At 34.4% G+C, this 18,282-nt stretch carries 12 protein-coding genes; 6 read left to right on the top strand and 6 right to left on the bottom strand.

Going from position 1 to position 18,282, the window contains the following annotated elements:
- Positions 1 to 18 precede the first annotated feature (18 nt).
- Positions 19 to 1,389 carry a magnesium transporter gene (gene mgtE, locus ACICP6_RS03650; RefSeq protein WP_395462652.1) on the bottom strand — a complete coding sequence of 457 codons (1,371 nt, stop codon included), beginning with the start codon at positions 1,387 to 1,389 and terminating at the stop codon, positions 19 to 21.
- A gap of 154 nt (positions 1,390 to 1,543) precedes the next feature.
- Here mgtE and prfB point away from each other — a divergent pair.
- Positions 1,544 to 2,648, top strand: a protein-coding gene (prfB, locus tag ACICP6_RS03645; RefSeq protein WP_395462651.1) for a peptide chain release factor 2 whose coding sequence is annotated in 2 segments (ribosomal slippage) — positions 1,544 to 1,618 and positions 1,620 to 2,648 — 1,104 coding nt in all. Because the reading frame shifts where the segments join, the coding sequence is not laid out codon by codon here.
- Between the two features lie 492 nt (positions 2,649 to 3,140).
- On the opposite strand, the gene argB is transcribed toward prfB, so the two are convergent.
- Both argB and yihA read right to left on the bottom strand, forming a co-directional pair.
- Positions 3,141 to 4,052 carry an acetylglutamate kinase gene (argB, locus tag ACICP6_RS03640; protein WP_395462650.1) on the bottom strand — a complete coding sequence of 304 codons (912 nt, stop codon included), beginning with the start codon at positions 4,050 to 4,052 and terminating at the stop codon, positions 3,141 to 3,143.
- Positions 4,053 to 4,056: 4 nt separating this feature from the next.
- Entirely contained in the window at positions 4,057 to 4,653 is a 597-nt protein-coding gene (gene yihA / locus ACICP6_RS03635; RefSeq protein WP_395463661.1) for a ribosome biogenesis GTP-binding protein YihA/YsxC, read from the bottom strand.
- 105 nt (positions 4,654 to 4,758) lie between these two features.
- Between yihA and prfA the strand changes: the two genes are divergently transcribed.
- Entirely contained in the window at positions 4,759 to 5,838 is a 1,080-nt protein-coding gene (prfA, locus tag ACICP6_RS03630) for a peptide chain release factor 1 (protein WP_395462649.1), read from the top strand.
- 439 nt (positions 5,839 to 6,277) lie between these two features.
- Positions 6,278 to 6,802 (top strand): hypothetical protein, encoded by a 525-nt coding sequence (locus ACICP6_RS03625; protein ID WP_395462648.1) that lies wholly within the window; start codon positions 6,278 to 6,280, stop codon positions 6,800 to 6,802.
- Between the two features lie 36 nt (positions 6,803 to 6,838).
- Here the strand turns inward: ACICP6_RS03625 and ACICP6_RS03620 are convergent, their stop codons facing one another.
- A complete protein-coding gene (locus tag ACICP6_RS03620) occupies positions 6,839 to 8,008 on the bottom strand; it encodes a multidrug effflux MFS transporter (RefSeq protein WP_395462647.1) in 1,170 nt (389 codons plus the stop codon).
- A 334-nt stretch (positions 8,009 to 8,342) separates the two neighbouring features.
- Here ACICP6_RS03620 and ACICP6_RS03615 point away from each other — a divergent pair, with 334 nt between their 5' ends.
- Entirely contained in the window at positions 8,343 to 9,341 is a 999-nt protein-coding gene (locus ACICP6_RS03615; protein ID WP_395462646.1) for an SGNH/GDSL hydrolase family protein, read from the top strand.
- A 939-nt stretch (positions 9,342 to 10,280) separates the two neighbouring features.
- On the opposite strand, the gene ACICP6_RS03610 is transcribed toward ACICP6_RS03615, so the two are convergent.
- Complete coding sequence (locus ACICP6_RS03610; RefSeq protein ID WP_395463660.1) at positions 10,281 to 12,917, bottom strand: PD-(D/E)XK nuclease family protein; 2,637 nt, start codon at positions 12,915 to 12,917, stop codon at positions 10,281 to 10,283.
- Positions 12,918 to 13,016: 99 nt separating this feature from the next.
- Between ACICP6_RS03610 and ACICP6_RS03605 the strand changes: the two genes are divergently transcribed.
- The gene (locus tag ACICP6_RS03605) at positions 13,017 to 15,938 is read left to right on the top strand and encodes an AIR synthase-related protein (RefSeq protein ID WP_395462645.1); all 2,922 of its coding nucleotides are present in this window, start codon (positions 13,017 to 13,019) and stop codon (positions 15,936 to 15,938) included.
- A gap of 120 nt (positions 15,939 to 16,058) precedes the next feature.
- Here ACICP6_RS03605 and ACICP6_RS03600 read toward each other — a convergent pair whose 3' ends face one another.
- The gene (locus ACICP6_RS03600) at positions 16,059 to 16,463 is read right to left on the bottom strand and encodes a hypothetical protein (protein ID WP_395462644.1); all 405 of its coding nucleotides are present in this window, start codon (positions 16,461 to 16,463) and stop codon (positions 16,059 to 16,061) included.
- 885 nt (positions 16,464 to 17,348) lie between these two features.
- On the opposite strand from ACICP6_RS03600, the gene ACICP6_RS03595 reads away from it, so the two are divergent.
- A complete protein-coding gene (locus tag ACICP6_RS03595) occupies positions 17,349 to 17,993 on the top strand; it encodes a hypothetical protein (protein WP_395462643.1) in 645 nt (214 codons plus the stop codon).
- Positions 17,994 to 18,282 lie beyond the last annotated feature (289 nt).

Raw genomic sequence — 18,282 nt, 5'->3', positions numbered from 1 at the left:
ATAGCATGATTTTTTCTATCAGCTATTTAATAAGAAGGTCGTAGCTAAACCAAGAAATATAAAAGCTGAAAGAATATCAGTTGTTGCTGATGTTAGGATTGAAGAAGAAACGGCAGGGTCGGATTTTAAACGATGAAGGAGTATAGGAATGAAAGTTCCAATAAACGTTGCAATGATCGACATCATTATCATGGAGATCACAAAAATGATCTCTACTTTGAAGTCGTGAAACCTTATTGCTAATACTACTAATGAAATAGTAGATAAAATTACCCCGTTTATCAGACCTATTAAAAATTCTTTCATCAGTATTCTGTTCGCATTTTGCTCAGTTAAATATTTTGTTGCAATTGCTCTAATGGTTAGCGTTACTGTTTGGGATCCTGCGTTTCCACTCATTGATGCAATTATAGGCATAACTATTGGAAGTACTATAAAACTTTTTATTACATCATCGAAAAAGCCAACTACTATAGAACACATTGTTGCAGCTAAGAGATTAAATAATAACCAAGGTAGCCTTTGGATTATAGTTTTATGTATAGGGGCATTTATATCGGCTTTAGACGACACGCCGCTTATTTTGAGTACATCCTCTTCTGTTTCTTGTTGAACAACTTTTATTACATCTTCAATTAAAATCACACCAATGATCTTACCGCGCTTATTCACTACTGGAGCTGATAATAGAGAGTAATCTTTAAATATTCTTGCCACTTCCTCTTGGTCTACTCCAGTTTTAATGATTTTTATATCCTGACTCATTATCTCTTTTATTATTGTTTCTCCTGAGTGAGATATTACCTTATTTAAATTAACACTACCTATAGGTTCTAATTTTGAGTTAATAATGAAGATCTGATGAAATTTTTCTGGTATTTTTTTGTAGTTGCGCAAAAACTCTGTTAATTGGTTTATTGTCCAATAATATGGGGCTATAACCATATCTTTATGTATCAACCTTCCCGCACTTTCCTCTGGATATGATAACAGCTCCTCTACTGACTTTTGAGTTGCTTCAGGCAAGTAGCTAAGTATGTTTTCTACAGACTTTCTATCCAGATCTTTCACTATGGTTACTATATCTTCTACATCAAGTAGCATCAGTAACTTTGCCGTATTTTCTATTCCCAATGTTTCTATGATTTCTACTTGCAAATCTGGCACTACATGCACTAGAGCATCACTTAACAAATGTTGATCGAGGATACTAGCTAATTTCTCCCTGTGATCACTGATTGAGGTGGATAAAAAATAGGCTAGCTGAACGCTATCTATTGTTTTTACAATATTATGAATATTTTCTAGTTCCTGATTATCGAGTGACTCCATTAAGTCATCCATAGCCTTTTTATCTAAACCATAATGGGAATTTGTTTCAATATTCATTATTTTACCTTGTTTCTGAATAAACGTACGTACTTGATTCCTTAAAACATTAGAGTATAATAAGATTGTTTTAAATTAACTACTATATGGTTAAATTTCTATTTTGTGTACTGTTATTGCTACTGATAGTGAATATATTAAAATCCAAAGCATAATGAAAACTTATTTAGAAACCCTTGAGCACTTTCAGAGCTTAGATAAAAGTATTTCTGTTATCAGGAGGTGTCTTTGACGTAGAAAAATTAAAGTTGCGCCTTGAAGAGCTGGAATCTCAGGCTGCAGATGATAATCTATGGCAGGACAACCAAAAAGCACAAGAAATTTTAAAGGAACGTTCTAAAATTAAGCACGATGTAGAGTCGTTTTCAAAGCTGGAAAGCGATTACAATGATGCTATCAGCTTAATGAAATCCGCTATTGACGAAAATGATGAAGAATTTTTCTCTGAAGTTGGAAACGAACTAGTAAAGCTAGAGAAATTAATCAAGCATAAAGAAACAGAGTCCTTATTTACTGGTGAAGCAGATAATAATGACTGCTTCTTGGAGATCCACTCAGGGGCTGGCGGAACCGAGAGCAATGATTGGGCTGAAATGCTTATGCGCATGTACGTAAGGTGGGCGGAAATTTACCACAACTTTAAAGTTGAAATTGTAGAAAAATTAGAAGGAGATGCGGTTGGTATAAAGTCTGCAACGATAAAAATCATTGGAGAAAAAGCTTATGGATGGGCAAAAAGCGAGAGTGGAATTCACAGGCTGGTGAGAATATCGCCATTTGATGCAAATGGTAAACGCCATACCAGTTTTGCAAGTGTGGGAGTCACTCCAGTGATAGAAGATTCGATTGATATTACTGTGGATGAGAAGGATTTAAAGATTGACACTTACCGCGCTTCTGGAGCAGGTGGTCAGCATGTCAACAAAACTGAGAGTGCAGTGCGCATTACGCATATTCCAACAGGTGTTGTAGTGCAATGCCAAAATGGTCGTTCTCAACACCGAAATAAAGATGAGGCACTTAAACTACTTAAAGGACGTTTATACCAAATTGAACTGGAAAAAAAAGAACAAAAAATGGCTGAAGAATATGGTAAGAAATGCGATATAGGCTGGGGTAATCAAATCAGATCGTACGTTGTGCACCCATATCAAATGGTGAAAGATTTAAGAACCGGACATGAAGTGGGCAATATAAATTCTGTTTTTGACGGCAATATAGACTGTTTCATAGTTAGCGTGCTCACTAATAAGAATTAGGAATTCATCTGGATCAACGCGTTTTCTTACCCATAGAAACGGATTAAACGAAAAACTCCTTGACAAACTCCACCAGTCCTCTTATCATAGTACTGAAGCTATTTTATTTAACTTCGCAATCTCTGCAGCGGATTAAAATGACAAGAAAACTTGTATTTGGCGTACTATTGTTTAATTTTTTGCACTATGTGCATCGTATGTCTTTATAAAATTTCTAGGTTTTTACCTACATAAGCTGAAACGCGCTTATAAAGCGTTCAAGACATCACCCAACGTCAAATTTTAAAATAGAGAGTGTAATAACTAGCTACCACGGGTTTTCTTTGCCTTTTTTTCTGCTTGGTAAGTTTCTTAAATATTTTAGCTAAGGTTAGTTGTACTTAAAAGCAGCTAAATTGCAGCGTTTAAGGCTTAAAAAACGCCAATACTGAAATAGAAAGTGACTAGGGTTTCTTTTGCCTTTTTTTAGGTTATGCAAGAGGTCTATTATAGCTACAAATCATTCACAATTGATATACTTGAGTTATTCTCAGTAAATAAATCAATTATAATATTAGGTATTCTACCATCAACTATATGAGCGACTCCAGCACATTCTTCCACCATTTTAGTGCACGCTATAAGCTTTTCAATAAGCCTTTCTCCCTTAATTTTACCACAATTAATCAACGCATTTAAATTTTTAACAGATATTCTCCTGCCACTAATTTTATCTATTTCTTCACCTATATCGCTGAAGGTTATCATTTTAGACGCAGAAACTGCAATTGCTACTGCACTTGCAGTACTATCGGCATCAATGTGATATGTTTCTCCATTTCTCCCCTGACCGATAGGTGCAATAACTGGTATAAAATCTGATTCCTCAATAAAAAATAATATATCAGGATTGATTTCAGTTGGCATGCCAATAAATCCCATGTCTAATATTTTTTCGATATTGTTTGATCCACTTTCCCTAAGCGTAGTGCTTATTTTCTCGGCTTTGATTAGGTTGCCATCTTTTCCACATAATCCAATAGCTGAACCACCAGTAGAATTTATATGCTGAACAATTTTTTTATTAACTGAACCACATAAAGCCATTTCAATGATTTTCATAGTATCTTTGTCTGTAAGTCTGACATCATTTACAAACTTACTATCCATACCCAAGGTTTTTAGTACAGAATCAATTTCATACTCTCCGTCATGGACTATAACCGGATTTATACCAAGCTGTTTCAATAAGACAACATTATGCACAAAAGTATTGAACAGTATCTCGTCTGAAATCGTTACGCCGCCGCACTTGATGACGAAAGTTTCGCCTACAAAGTTTGGTATATTAGACAGCACTTCAAGCAATATTTCTGCTTTTTGTTTAAATGGTACCTCACCCTTTAAAAATTCACTGCTCTTCATTTTTTTATCTTGTAAACTTGAAAAACTCATCTCTTACCTTGGCTATTTTACATTTGACACGAGTGCTTATTTGATGAATTAACACACTTTTATTATTAATCCATTCTTGAGCACTTTCTATAATGGTATTGAGATTCTTTTGACTTACTTTATCTATTTTCGTTAGCACAACATCAAAGTTAATATTATTACATGTTAACCAATAAATAAAGTCTTTGTCTATTTCTTTTAGTCCTACTTTGCTATCTATCAGCACAAACACTCTTCTTAAACTTCTTCTTTGAATTAAATAATATTCAATTAGACCTAAATATTGTATAATTTGTTCTTTGCCTGCATGAGAATAGCCATACCCTGGTAGGTCAACAAGTCTGAACTTATCATTGTACATAGAATAAAAATTTATTTGTCTAGTGCATCCAGGTTTAGAAGAAACTCTGGCAGCTTTCTTGCTGTTTATCAGTAAGTTAATCAGACTGGATTTCCCTACATTTGATCTGCCAGCAAATGCAATCTCTGGAACTGATTCATCTGGTAATGATTTTATGTCCGAAGCTCCAAATATAAAATTGCAGTTTGATGTTATCTGTTTTGCCATTATATTATGTAGAAATATCCAAGGTAGTAGGTATATTATAATGTTATTGCTTGATGTAAAAAATTTTTTATTTTTCAAGACTTACTTAAAAAGTTAAAACTGAGCTGTATGGATATAGAGAACAATTTACAAGATCTAAAGAAAAAATTTAATGATACAGAGAGGAAATTAGAAAATCCTACCAATTTAAGCCAAAAAGAATTTATCAACCTCTCAAAAGAATACTCTGAACTCAGACCAATTATCAAGATAATTGATGAATACAACATGCTGAAAGAGGAAATTTCAGACTTAGAGGAAATAATAAAAGATGAAAATAGTGAATATGATATAAAAGAGTTAGCAAAAGAAGAATTTTTCGAAAAGCAAAAGATATTATTGCCACAGGTAAAAGCTAAATTAAAATTAGCACTATTGCCTAAAGATGAAGATGATTCAAGAAATGTAATATTAGAAATTAGAGCAGGTACAGGAGGAGAAGAAGCAGCATTATTTGCAGCGATGTTATTCCGTATGTACCAAAAATATGCAGAAAGAAAAAACTGGAAGTTTGAGCCAATAAGTATTTCTAACACAGGTATAGGTGGCTATAAGGAAGCTTCTGCACTTATTAATGGAACAGAAGTTTTTGCAAGGCTAAAATTTGAATCAGGAGTACACAGGGTACAGAGAGTGCCAGAAACTGAATCATCAGGAAGGCTGCACACTTCTGCAGCTACTGTTGCGATATTACCTGAAGTAGAAGAGGTTGACTTTAAAATAGAAGAAAAGGATTTACGAATAGATGTTTACAGGTCTAGCGGTCCTGGTGGGCAGTCGGTGAATACAACTGATAGTGCAGTAAGGGTTACCCACTTGCCAACAGGGATAGTTGTAATACAGCAAGATGAAAAATCGCAGCACAAAAATAAAGCTAAAGCGCTTAAAGTATTGAGAGCAAGGCTATACGAAATTGAAAGACAAAAAAAAGAAATAGAAAGATCAACAATGAGAAAAAGTCAGATTGGCTCTGGAGATCGCTCTGAACGTATAAGAACTTATAACTTTCCACAATCAAGAATGACAGACCACAGAATTAATCTAACTTCACATCGATTAGAGCAGATTATAAAAGAAGGCGAACTAGATGAATTTATTGAGGTATTAATTTCACGTAATGAAGCAGAAAGGTTAGCGGGAGAGAGTTAATGTTACTCTTCGAATTAAAATACCTTTACAGTATCAGTAAAATAAAGAGAATTGAGAGCTCGCTCCAAATCTATAATTGCTTTTTTAATCAAAACAGGCTTATACAAGTACTCTGCTTGTAGTTCTTTTCACAGAGATCTCAAACCCTCTAATACTTAATGCTAAGACTAATCTATTTTTTTAATGTTTCTATTGATTTTTTTATAAATACTAATATAGTATTTATAAACTAACTAATAGTTGTGGTAAAGAAATGCATAATAGTACTAATGGTATAAGCAATGAAGTAATTCAAAAATTGAACAAATCAGCTTCTAATCACCGATCGGATAAATTTAGAGAAGTATTTTATAAGCTCACCCCAGATTAGAAAGAGTGCTACCTTGACACAACGATAGAGAAGCGTCGTATTAAAGCTATGCGCTGCATACTGAGTTCAATGGAAAAACGAGAAGCGATTAGCATCTTTAATCAATTGCTTGAAAAGGATAAGGATTTTGCATTCAATACACTCGATTTCATTGCTGATCGATCTATTTCTTTATTTAGAACTCGATTTAATCAATTGAATTCTCAGCAAAAAGAAGATTACAAAAAACATTTAGAACCAAAACAAGCAGCTAAAGCTAGGTTTATTCTAAGGCTTTTCTATCCAAATAATGAAAGGAGGCTAAGAATTGAAAATTCCAATACAGGCAGTTTAGATAACAAATCTTTAGCACAAAAAAGAAAGAGAGATGATTTGGATGAATTTTCGGAGTTTGATCCAGGCATTTTAGAGGATTTTTATTCAGCTGATTCGGATGAATTTTCGGAGGTTACAGGCACTGTCTTTCTAAACTCTCTCACAGTAAAGGGGATGGTTGTTGAATGTGGGTTAGATTCCATAGATCTAATTCCAGAACGCACTTTTGTGGAAGAAACGCATACAGAGCCAGCAGCAAAACGCCAACGCGAATTATAACAATAACTAGAAATCAGAAGATCTATATACCGATAATTATAGATCTTCTCCAGACCTTAAAAGCAATAAATAGGCAGTAAAAATAAGTTCTAGCGCTACTGCAGATAGAACAAGAAGAGATACACTGATTGCTTGACCATTGTAAACGTAGCTTGTTAAGCCGATAAAAATTGCCATTATAAAGGATCTTATACAGGAAACTGCAGAAGAAGCTGTACCTTTAATTTCAGGAAACACATTTAATGATGCATTGAAAATTACTGCCTGGCAAATTGCAGCACCAGTAGAAAAAATCATCATAGATAGCGTTACCGAGTAAGGAGAATAAGGTGTCAATACACTTAATGTCGTAAGTAGTAGAGAGCCAATAACGATAACAATTGTACCATTAATTACACACCATATTGCTCCAAATTTTTGTAAGATTTTACCAGAAAATAAGCTTGTTAGAGAAAAGGAACCTACAATCAAACCTTGATGTAGTGCATAAACTTTGCTTGGCAATCCAAAAGTTTCCATGTATAAAAATGGTCCACAAGTAATGAATGACATATATGCAGAAGAAAAGAGACTTGGTATTAAAGACAATGCAACGAATTTTGAGCTAGATAATAATTTTCTGTAATTTTGCATCATTTTTTTTAAACTAAAAACCGCGCGGTCTTTCTTGGTCTCTGGTAATGCCAAAACTAGTAAAATCCAAGAGATTAAACAAATTACTGCAACAGTTGCATAATTACCACGCCACCCTACGGCTTCGTTAATAAAGCTTCCTAAAACAGGTGCAATTGCCATGACTACAGTTAAAGTTGCGTTCATAATACCTATAAACTTTACTGCTTTGTTGCCCTGATAACTATCTGCTATTATGGCAAACACAACTACAGAGGTGCTGACACCAATGCCCTGAAAAAAGCGAGAGGTTAAAAGCCAAAAAACCGACGGTGCAAAAACACAACCAACAGCACCGATTAATAGCAAAGTGCTACCTATAATCATTATTCTCCTTCTGCCATAGCATTCAGACAATGGACCAAGAAACAACCCTCCCATGCACAAGCCTAGAAAATTATAAGCAATAGTTAATTGAATTGTGCCTTCTGATACGTTAAAATAGCGCACCATATCAGGAAAGCTAGGTACGGAAATATCAATTTCAATGAACTTGGCAATCAAAGATAAGATTAATAGAAAGGGTAGTAACATTTAAAATTTTTAACTAATGGATAAAAGTATCGCATTTAAAGCGTTCAGCAAAGAATATTTTTTATTATTACAAAATTGTTAGAAACACCCCATATAAAGAAGTGAATATTCATCGGAAAAGCTAACTAAAAAAATATGGTAATCATGTGCATCAAGTGAAGGGCAAATTTTCAAGAAAGTAAAATTAAGAAGAAATCAGTTCTTGGAAGAAATAACAACATATGCTAACGTATTATTATATAAAATAACATAAATAGCTTACTAAATATCCTTATTTACTTTATTTTTATATATTTCACGTAAAAAAACAGATAGTTAATCTATAGTAAATATCATGGCAGACGAAAATAACAATTTTAATTCAAAATATAAAAATTTTTATGTTCTAGGTGACAGTTTATCTGATAATGGTGCAATTGTTGAAATTTTAAATAATTTATCCTTTGCAAAAAGCGTGAAATTTGATGACCCTTTTTATCAAGGAAGATCTTTTAGCGATGGCCCTACCGCTGTTGAATATGTGGCAAAATGTTTAGATTTAAAAGAATTTAAACCTGGGTGGAGCTATTCATTTCTTGGTAGATGCCACGAACAGCAAGGTCAAAATTATGCAGTTTCATATTCAACAGCGTCTGAAATTTCTGACTTCATTTATCCCTACTTCTTCAATAAATTTCGTTTAGCTAACCAATTAGATGCGGCAATTAGACATCATCCAGACATAGGTAAAGAAGATTTATTCTTCATCATGATCGGTGGAAATGATATTATGGTTGCCACCGCTTATGACGATACTAAAGGGGAAGAAGTACTGGAGCAAGCAGTTAGTGAAATATGTAATGCACTTAAGGTTCTAAATGAACATGGTGTTAAGTATGTAATTGTTGCAAACGCACCCGATATTGGCTTAATACCAGCTTTTAATAAAAATGAAAAAGCAAAGGAACTAGCTACAAAGCTCACAGAGAGTTTCAATATAAAATTAGCTAATGGCTTAGATGATATGAAGAAAAGTACAGACCTTGAAATAAAAGCATTTGACCTTAACTCTATAATGAAAAATATGCTTAGGGAATACAAGAGCAAAGGTTTAAATTATCAAGATGCGTGTATCTCGGACGTTGCAGACCAAGTCGGGGAATGGAAAGAAAATATAAAAATACTCTTAAAGTTGATATTTAAAGGAGAACTTGACGCTCACTATAATCCTGGGTGTAGTAGAGAAACACTAAAGGATTACTTCTTTTTTGATTATTTCCATCCAACTGCAGAACCTCACCATAAAGTTGGCAATGAAATATACGAGTTGATTAAAGAAGATGCGTTCTTATAATTAGTACCTTATTTGCAAGTGTCAATACGCTCAAGTTTAGGGGGAATGCTCAGACTTTTATGGTAATTTTAATCTAAAATCAGATAACCTTTTTAGAAGCAAATTGCTCAGTTTGTTGTTTAATATTTAAACCATTTATCACTACTTGATGCGTATTACTTTTTCGAGTGTCCTTAAGTAATTTCATATTGGTCTAAACTACCACTTTTCCTATGCTTCTTCCTACGCTACCTATGCTCTTAAAAAATTTGTACACGTGGGCTTGAAATCGCTACGTGTTAGCGGAATGACGGTTGTCTCCCAGTACCCCTTTTCTTGTCATCCCAGTCTGGGATCCAGTTTAGCTATAAAATTTAAGAAAATATTTAGGAAATTTACTAAGTGGGAAAAAAGGCAAAAGGAACCCTGTGATTATTTTCCGCTTTAAAGTACTGGCGTTTTTTATGTTTTAAACCCCTGACAAGAGAGATTCAGCCGCTTTTAATCGCTACTAACCTACGCTGCAAGTGTTTAAGAAGTTTACCAAGCAGAAAAAAAGACAAAGAAAACCCGAGTTAGCTAGTCCTTTACTATCTCTGTCGAGTATTGGCATTTTTTGATGTCTTGTAACGCTTTGTAAGCGCGTTCAGCTTATTTAGGTATAAACCTAGATGTAGATGAAGTTTTGTAAAGACATACAGTACCTATGTACTGCAAAAAATTGAACATAAGACGCCGATACCTTAAGTAATCCTTACCTTTTAATCTGCAGATTGGCGAAAGCAAATACAATAGCTTCACTTCCATGATAAGATGACTGGCGAGGCTTGTCAAGTGGTTTTTAGCCCCGTTTTGGCTTAGATGCCACTTGCTTCTTGGAGGCCTATGTTCGTACAGTTGTGCGTTATGCGCTGGCATCCGCTATAGATCGCAATTATTACAACTTATCTACAGCTAATTTTACAACCACTCTCCTATCCTTTCTAGCTGTTTATAGCTGTTAAACCTCAGGAATTTATCCAAATACGGAGAGGCAATAAAGGGTGTGGAATTACTTAAATAATTAGATAAAAAACCAGGCAGATCATCCTGAAATTCTTGCATTTTTTGTTTATAATCTCGTAAAGAAACAACCTTTATTTCATCATAATCAAGCTTCCAATAAGCAAGCTCTGAAACTTCTCTTTTTGTTATATGTTCTACCGCTAAGGCTTGTAAAATTAATTGCGGAAAAAATCCTGACATAACTTCTTCATTGGAAGGTGGTGAACCAAGTTTGTAGTCTATAATTGCTACTTGCCCACTTGGCAGATACTCAACTCTATCGCATCTTGCTGTCAGTAAAATTTCTTCTGTCATCCAAGTAGTATGACTACCGTCACAAGAACCAGCATCACGCGCTAGAACGCAGGCTACCGGATAGGTAAAACTCTTCTCCAACTCAACATGATTGTTTCGAATCTCATCAAATGCAACAAAAGATTGAATTATCCTTTGCAGTCTTACCCACCACATATTTGAAAAATTAAACTTACTAGTCGAGAATGCTTCTCGTGCAGTGCTCATCGGCGGCTTTCTATCGCGTAAATACCTCTCAAGAATGTTGTGCACCATAGTGCCAAATTCCAATATCGATGGCTTGAAATTCAAGTCCTTTAATTGTTTAAGATTCAGTATGTATTCAACGTAAAATGAATAAGGATTACGAATTAGCTTTTCTATTGCACTGCAAGACATCACTTGCATTTTTTCTTTTCTGACTTCGGTTTGAGGTTTCGGCATAGGCTGAGTACATGGAACAACACATTCAGGAGTATTCAATATTCTTAGCCAATCACGATAAGGATACTTTGATTCCTGTAACAAAATTCCCAAACGCTGTAACAGAATTGGCTTCCTATTGCTCAGCGATCTTGTGATATAAACCTTACTTGCACTAAATAAATTGCGCAGAATATACAAAAAATATCCCTGCTCTTCTTGCACGGAAGGAAGGTTAAACCTCTCTCTTGTAATCGCATTCAAAAACGGACTTTGAAAACTTGGTGTTCCATTAAATCCAGCAAGTATTACAACTTTATTGTGGTATAAGCTAAATCTATTTAAGTCGCTTGCTACAGAAAAAAACTCTTTCTCTAAGAATAAGGTCAGAATTTTGCTGTATAACTCTAAGGAGCATCTAATTGATATACCCTCACATGCATTTAAGAAATCACAGATAAAACTACCTATTTCATTATTTAACTCTGAAAAATTTATATTAGAAAGCACATTAATACACTGCAAATGAACTGCTACTACATCAGAAATAGAGCAATTCATAGAGCTAAGCAAAAGATTAAGTATAGCCTCTAACTTATTGATAATAAGTAATATATCTTCTTTGTATTTTAGCTTTTTATGGACATTAATAGCACTTATAATATCGTTAAGACCACTTGTATTAAATCTACGTAATATCTCTATCTCAAACTCAGATAAAATCCGAGTGTACTCTTCTTGAGTGTAACCAAAAGTCACTAGCCTATGTTTAAGGAGCGAAAGTAATGCCACGCTGTTCCAATTTGAGGTCAGAACCTCAATACTATAAAGTAGAAGCGTCATATAAGAGTAGTTTTCCGATATGAAACATGCCACACGAGCCGCAAGTAATTTATCAAAGACAACCAAAGAAACGTTTTCATAACTTTCATTCTCTATAATTAATGACATCACTTGTGCTTCTTCCTCCCTCGAATCACAAGTGATAACTTCAATATTTCCACTGTATCCATTACTAATTTTGCTTAGATCAGCAGTCGTATCAAAGATGTAATCAATAATTTCGTTATCCGCAGCATTCAAGCAGACTACATTTTTTCTATCCACATTTAAATAATCGAGCAGATCTTTCAGGCAATATTGATAGTGTTTTTTATCGAGTAATCTCCAGTCTTTCTCTTTAATTTTCAAATTCAGGTTAGGTAAAATTATTTTTCCAAATGGCAGGTCGTATACAACCTTAATCAACGACTTATAAATTTCCTCCTTTCCAATTCCGACAAAGATTACATGCTGATCTTTTTGCAGTGAAAGTACCATATTGTTTATGTAATCACTCTTATGTTTTAATATATCAATCACTCCTAAATCTTTTAAAGTATTACTCCAAGTTTCAATGAGTAAGTTTATGAAATTCTCTATTTTTTTTGAATGCTCATTAAATTGATTATAATCTGTTGTTTGGGTAGATTGAAGCAGTGATGGCAGGCTATAAGCTAAATCAATTGGGAAGTTATCATTATTTTTTTTATTCCACTCTAATATGAATTGAATCAATAGCAGCGTCCTTTTTGTTGGGTTGATAACTTTAACCCTATCAAGATTTAATATTAAATCTTCCTCATCGATGTTCTCTAGTGAAACTACCTCTGGTAAAATTATGCACTTTCCAGTGTTACAATTCTTGAACGCATTAAGCAACGCTGTCACATCACTTTTGCAGGGAAGTATGATCTTTATCTCAGGGATTTTCTCCCTTTCATATTCAGAAAATATGTGCTGAACCAGCACATCAAAAAAGGATTCATCCACATTAACAGTAAAAACTCTTCCCACGAAAAATAACAATTAATACAATGCTTTATTGTACAGCAAAATATAAATGTGCTCGCAGTTTCTTATGTTATTATATATTAAAATCTTTTATAACATTACATGACTACCAGAATAGAAGTTTTAAATAAATGTGAGCAAGTTGGCCACAGGCGAGTAGTTAACGTTTATTCGATTTATATACACAAAGAATTACCACCACAATTATATAAAGAAATTTGTGGGCTATTTTATAATAAAGTCATACAAGACTGTCGTTATTATTCCTACAATGAAAACCTTGAAGAAGTGCAGTATGATTTCATAGAACCACAAGCTGAGTGGGGCTTGGAAATAAGCTTTTTACCCGGCATGACTGATAATATAGGTAACACAGCAAAACAAATTGTTAGAGAATATTTAATAAGCAAAGGCCACATTGACGAAGATTTTTATATCAAAGCAAGAAGTTCAAAATTGATCCTAAATCAAGGGGATTTGCCAACCAAAGATGATGTAAAACAAGAATTCAACCCTATCACTGAGTATTGCACACTTATTCATAAAGAGAATAACAACTACCATTGGAGGCATCACGGTAAATATAAGAAGTTTACTCAGTATCAGTCCGTGAAAAAGGACGCTAAATCTGTTGACCTCAATGTGAGTGACCAAGAGCTTGAAAAGATCAGCAGAGATGGAATCGATGGCAATGGCACTTTAGGGCTCTCTCTGGCAGCAATGAAAGCTATAAAGGATTACTTTAAAAAACTTGGTAGAAATCCATATGATATTGAACTTGAGTCTCTGGCGCAAACTTGGTCCGAACATTGTAAGCACAACATCTTCTGCTCTCCTATCGATGAAATAAAAGATGGCTTATACGCACATTATATTAAGCGTGCAACGCGTGAGATAAATTCTGACATATGCGTATCAGTTTTCTCCGACAACGCAGGAGGAATAATCTTCGATGACGATTACTTGATTGTAGATAAAGTTGAAACTCACAATAGCCCTTCAGCTCTTGATCCGTTTGGTGGAGCAATGACCGGAGTGCTTGGAGTTAATCGCGATATAGTGGGTTTTGGCAAAGGTGCAGAGCCTATAATGAATACCTATTATTTTTGCTTTGCCAAAGAAACAAAAGGCAAATTTTATAGGGATAAGGAGGGTGCTGATGAGATTTTACCGCCGAAATATATAATGAAAGAAGTGATTCATGGCGTTAATGTTGCTGGCAACTGCTGCGGTATTCCAACACAACTTGGATCGGTGTATTTTGACGATAGATTTTGTGGAAAGCCACTAGTCTTTGTTGGAAGTGTCGGAATTATTCCACGCAATATAAACAATGCACCTTCACACATTAAAGGGCCCAAAAATGTCGATAAGATTGTAATTATCGGTGGAAGAGTTGGAAGAGATGGAATTCACGGCGCAACGTTTTCTTCAGAGGCATTGTCGGGAAACAGCCCTTCAACAATTGTGCAAATTGGTGATCCTATAACACAAAAAAAATTATCCAATGCTGTCGTGGAAGCAAGAGATCTTGGTCTTTATAATGCAATAACGGATAACGGAGCAGGAGGGCTTTCATCGTCTATTGGTGAAATGGGAAAAGACGGATTTGAAGTTGATTTAAGCAAGGTTCTCTTTAAAAACGATGGTATGGCTCCATGGGAAATATGGATATCAGAATCACAAGAGAGAATGACTTTAGCAGTGCCAGAAGAAAATCTCCCTATGTTTAAGCAAATCATGAAAAAACATGATGTGGAGGTTTGTGTGATTGGAGAGTTCAATGATAGCAAGAGGGCTAAGGTTCAACTCTCCTCTGCTCCACCAATAATGGACATCGAAACTGAATTTCTGCATGACGGTAATCCCAAAGTGCATTTACAAACAAAGCCGTGGTCTGGAGAGTGGATAGCTACTTGCATGACACCAGACCAAGCTTCTGAGCTCCCACTTAGTTCAATAGATGTTGAATTAAAAGAGATGTTAAGCAGACCAAACATACGCAGCAAAGAGTTTATAGTGGTGCAATATGACCATGAGGTTCAAGGGTCATCAGTGCTAAAACCACTGCAGGGCAAGGGAAGAGTGTGCAGCGAAGCTATTGTTTCAAGACCGATTCTTTTTTCAAACAAAGGTGTTGTGAAATCGCAAGGATTTGGCTCAAGTTATGGGGAAATTGACACTTACCACATGGCAGCGTGTGCAATTGATACTGCCATACGTCACTATGTAGCTACAGGAGGAAATATAAATCACTTAGCGTTGCTTGATAATTTTTGCTGGTGTGATGCTTATAATCCAGAAAGGCTGTGGCAACTAAAGAGAGCTGCGGAGGCTTGTTATGATTACGCAACTGCATTTAAAACACCTTTCATATCCGGAAAAGATAGTATGTTTAACGATTTTAAGGGATATGACGAAAATGGCGAGAAAGTGATGATATCTGCACCACCTTCACTACTCATCTCAGCAATTGGAATTATAGAAAATATTGAAAATGCGGTATCGCTTGATGTAAAAATGCCAGGGGACTTAATATACGTGCTTGGGGAAACACTTGATGAACTTGGTAGATCTGAATATCAATTGTATAGTGGAACAGGTAATAACAACGTACCAAAAGTTAACGCAAAAAGTGCTAGAAAGTTGTATGAGTGTTACAACCAAGCAGTAAAAGATGACATAATTGCCTCTGCAATTGCACCAAACTTAGGCGGATTAGTTATTGCTCTGGCAAAGTCGCTAATTGCAGGAGACCTTGGTGCTGAAATCGATCTTTCACTAGTGCCAACAGGGAAAACACAAAATACAGATACAATGAACAAGATAATAATGTTTTCTGAATCACAAAGTAGGATTTTGGTTACTATTGCACCACAAAATCAGAAGAGGTTTGAAGAATTGTTTAAAGGTGTAGTTTTTTCATGTATCGGTAAAGTGACAGAGGAGAAAGTCCTAAATACAAAGGATATTGTTGAAGTGAAAGTAAAGAATTTGGCTGATAGTTATAATTCTTACATGTAGAAGGTTCTATTAGCACAAAAAAGTAAAAAATTTTTGAATTAATCGGAATAAAACCTTCTACGGTGTAGTTCAGCTAAATATAAGCTATTATGTTAAGCATATTCTTAGTGCTAATTTTGCCTATATTAAATCCATTGAGATCTCAATAAAGTCGTTGTGAGACAACTTACCATATGTATGCGAAAAAACTTGAGCTGGTTGTTTAATCACTTGAGCAAACTCTAATTCAACGGTTACAGTTCCATCACGTTCATTATGCTCAGGTTCTTGTACTAAATTGAGGTGTTTAATATCTATATAATCTATATACCCAGATCCAGTAGAATCTTTAGCAATGTGCACACTATGTAGCCCAGTAGGTTTTTCTTCTATTCCTTGTGTTTCTGGAGAAATATATGTAGAGTAATTTTGTCCATGAGAATCAGAATCTGGCTTTTTCCCTGAAGTTATATGATAACTTTTATAACCTTGATTTTCATAAACTTTGTAATCGGTTACTTGCTTTAATTCTATTGTACTTTTCATAAGCGCCTCTTTATAATTTGAATAATATAAGCATTTAACATGCATATAGTAAAAATTTTCTTAAGTATTAAGAACGTTGCAAAAGTAGATCTGAAAGATTTAGGATCGTAGTATGTCAATTTAAAATATTTTTTTTCGATTATGCCGGATAATTCTTTCACTATGTGCAATGTTTACTTAGAATGAATGTATGTTATTAAATTTGGGTAGATAATTATGCCTATTTTATCGATTCTTTTACTTATTAGTCTTTTTTTACTCAATACTTCAAATAAATTGATGATATGCGCTGCCTTATTTATGGGAGCTGCTTTAGTTGTAAATTCAATGATTGAATTTTATGGCAAAAGAGAAGCTACGTACAGCTTAATAATGTGTACAGTGTTATGTTGTATTTTTAGATGGCAAAATCTTAGTTTGATGATATTAATTTCATACATTGCAATTTTAGTATCCCTTTTTTCAAGTATAATTGTTTTTACAAAATTGAAGTCTAAGTTCAACTTTCATATAACAAATTTCATTACTTTAATTACGGCATCAATAATTGATAGTACCGTTATGTGTGCTGGATTACTATACAAATTTTCTGCAGGTAAATGCTTATCGATATACATTAGAGATTTAATTTTTAGATTCTCTTACGCGTCAATATTAAGCATTTGCTTATTTGTAACAGTGTATCTATTTTGCTTGGCAAAAAAGAAACGTATTAAGCTCTTTGCATAACCTGCTTTCTGATAGCGTTTCTGAAATCACAATAGCCGGCAATGCTGGCTATTGTGTAAGAGCTATAATAACTTCTATAAACACACATTAGAACTCTGAAATATATTGACTTTATGTGCAATATTAGCTTTAAACCAGTAAAATAGGTTTTAACACATGCGTTTTCTTTGTTCTAACTACGTTCTTTTTTTGTCTTTATATTGTTTTTTGCTTCTTTCATTATCTTTAACAAGGGCTCAAACAAACGATACGTCAGTAACAGAATTTACCCCCATGCCACAAAGGAAAAAAAAGATAGTTGAGCAATTTAATACTGCTGTTATAAAACAAACAGCACAACCGAGGCAAATTATTGAAATACAAGAAGAAGTCATTATTGACGAAGGTACTCCGATTCCAAAAAGAAAAAAAAATGTAGATAAAAAACTAAGAGATATTGCAAAGTCTAGAGAAACAAAAAATGAAATAAAAAACGAAAAAAGTTTTGAGAATAAAAAGAATGAATTAGTTGTAGCAGAAATTATTAACTCTATAAGAGACAAGCTCACAAAATGCTGGAGCATTCCTGAAAGCATAGCTTACAAAGAAAATTTTAGTATAAAAATTAACTTATTACTATCTAGTCAAGGCGAAATAATTATGGCTGATGTAGCAGACAGTAGTGCCTATAAAAATAATCCACTTTTTAGGTCAATAGCAGATAGTGCAATGCGTGCAGTATATAAATGTAGCCCATTAACCGGCTTACCTATTGAACACTACCACATTTGGCGTGAAGTAACACTAGACTTTATTCTATAGCTTAGGTTATGTAGCTGTACGAATGGTGTTACACAGGAAAGATGTCATCCAAGTAGCCTCCTTCTCCTGTTATCCCAGTCTGGGATCCGGTTTAGCTATAAAATTTAAGAAAATATTTAAGAAATTTACCAGGCAGAAAAAAGGCAAATAAACCTCCAAGTAGCTGGTTTTGACTCTCTATTACTGTAAGTGGCGCTGTAATAATGTGCTAACGCTTAATATAAGCGCGATTTGGCTGAATGTAGAAAAAATTTAAAAGACATGCAGCCGCCATAATTTTATGTAATCC

It is taken from the genome of Wolbachia endosymbiont of Cantharis cryptica, assembly GCF_964277405.1.
Lineage (GTDB): Bacteria > Pseudomonadota > Alphaproteobacteria > Rickettsiales > Anaplasmataceae > Wolbachia.
Note: the sequence above shows the minus strand (reverse complement) of the source record. Positions and strands in the feature narration are given on the sequence as shown.

Bases quoted from the DNA above. Each gene is read 5' to 3' on its own strand.
- mgtE (WP_395462652.1), bottom strand. From the start codon at position 1,389: ATGAATATTGAAACAAATTCCCATTATGGTTTAGATAAAAAGGCTATG.
- argB (WP_395462650.1), bottom strand. From the start codon at position 4,052: ATGAAGAGCAGTGAATTTTTAAAGGGTGAGGTACCATTTAAACAAAAA.
- prfA (WP_395462649.1), top strand. From the start codon at position 4,759: ATGGATATAGAGAACAATTTACAAGATCTAAAGAAAAAATTTAATGAT.
- ACICP6_RS03625 (WP_395462648.1), top strand. From the start codon at position 6,278: ATGGAAAAACGAGAAGCGATTAGCATCTTTAATCAATTGCTTGAAAAG.
- ACICP6_RS03620 (WP_395462647.1), bottom strand. From the start codon at position 8,008: ATGTTACTACCCTTTCTATTAATCTTATCTTTGATTGCCAAGTTCATT.
- ACICP6_RS03615 (WP_395462646.1), top strand. From the start codon at position 8,343: ATGGCAGACGAAAATAACAATTTTAATTCAAAATATAAAAATTTTTAT.
- ACICP6_RS03605 (WP_395462645.1), top strand. From the start codon at position 13,017: ATGACTACCAGAATAGAAGTTTTAAATAAATGTGAGCAAGTTGGCCAC.
- ACICP6_RS03600 (WP_395462644.1), bottom strand. From the start codon at position 16,463: ATGAAAAGTACAATAGAATTAAAGCAAGTAACCGATTACAAAGTTTAT.
- ACICP6_RS03595 (WP_395462643.1), top strand. From the start codon at position 17,349: ATGCGTTTTCTTTGTTCTAACTACGTTCTTTTTTTGTCTTTATATTGT.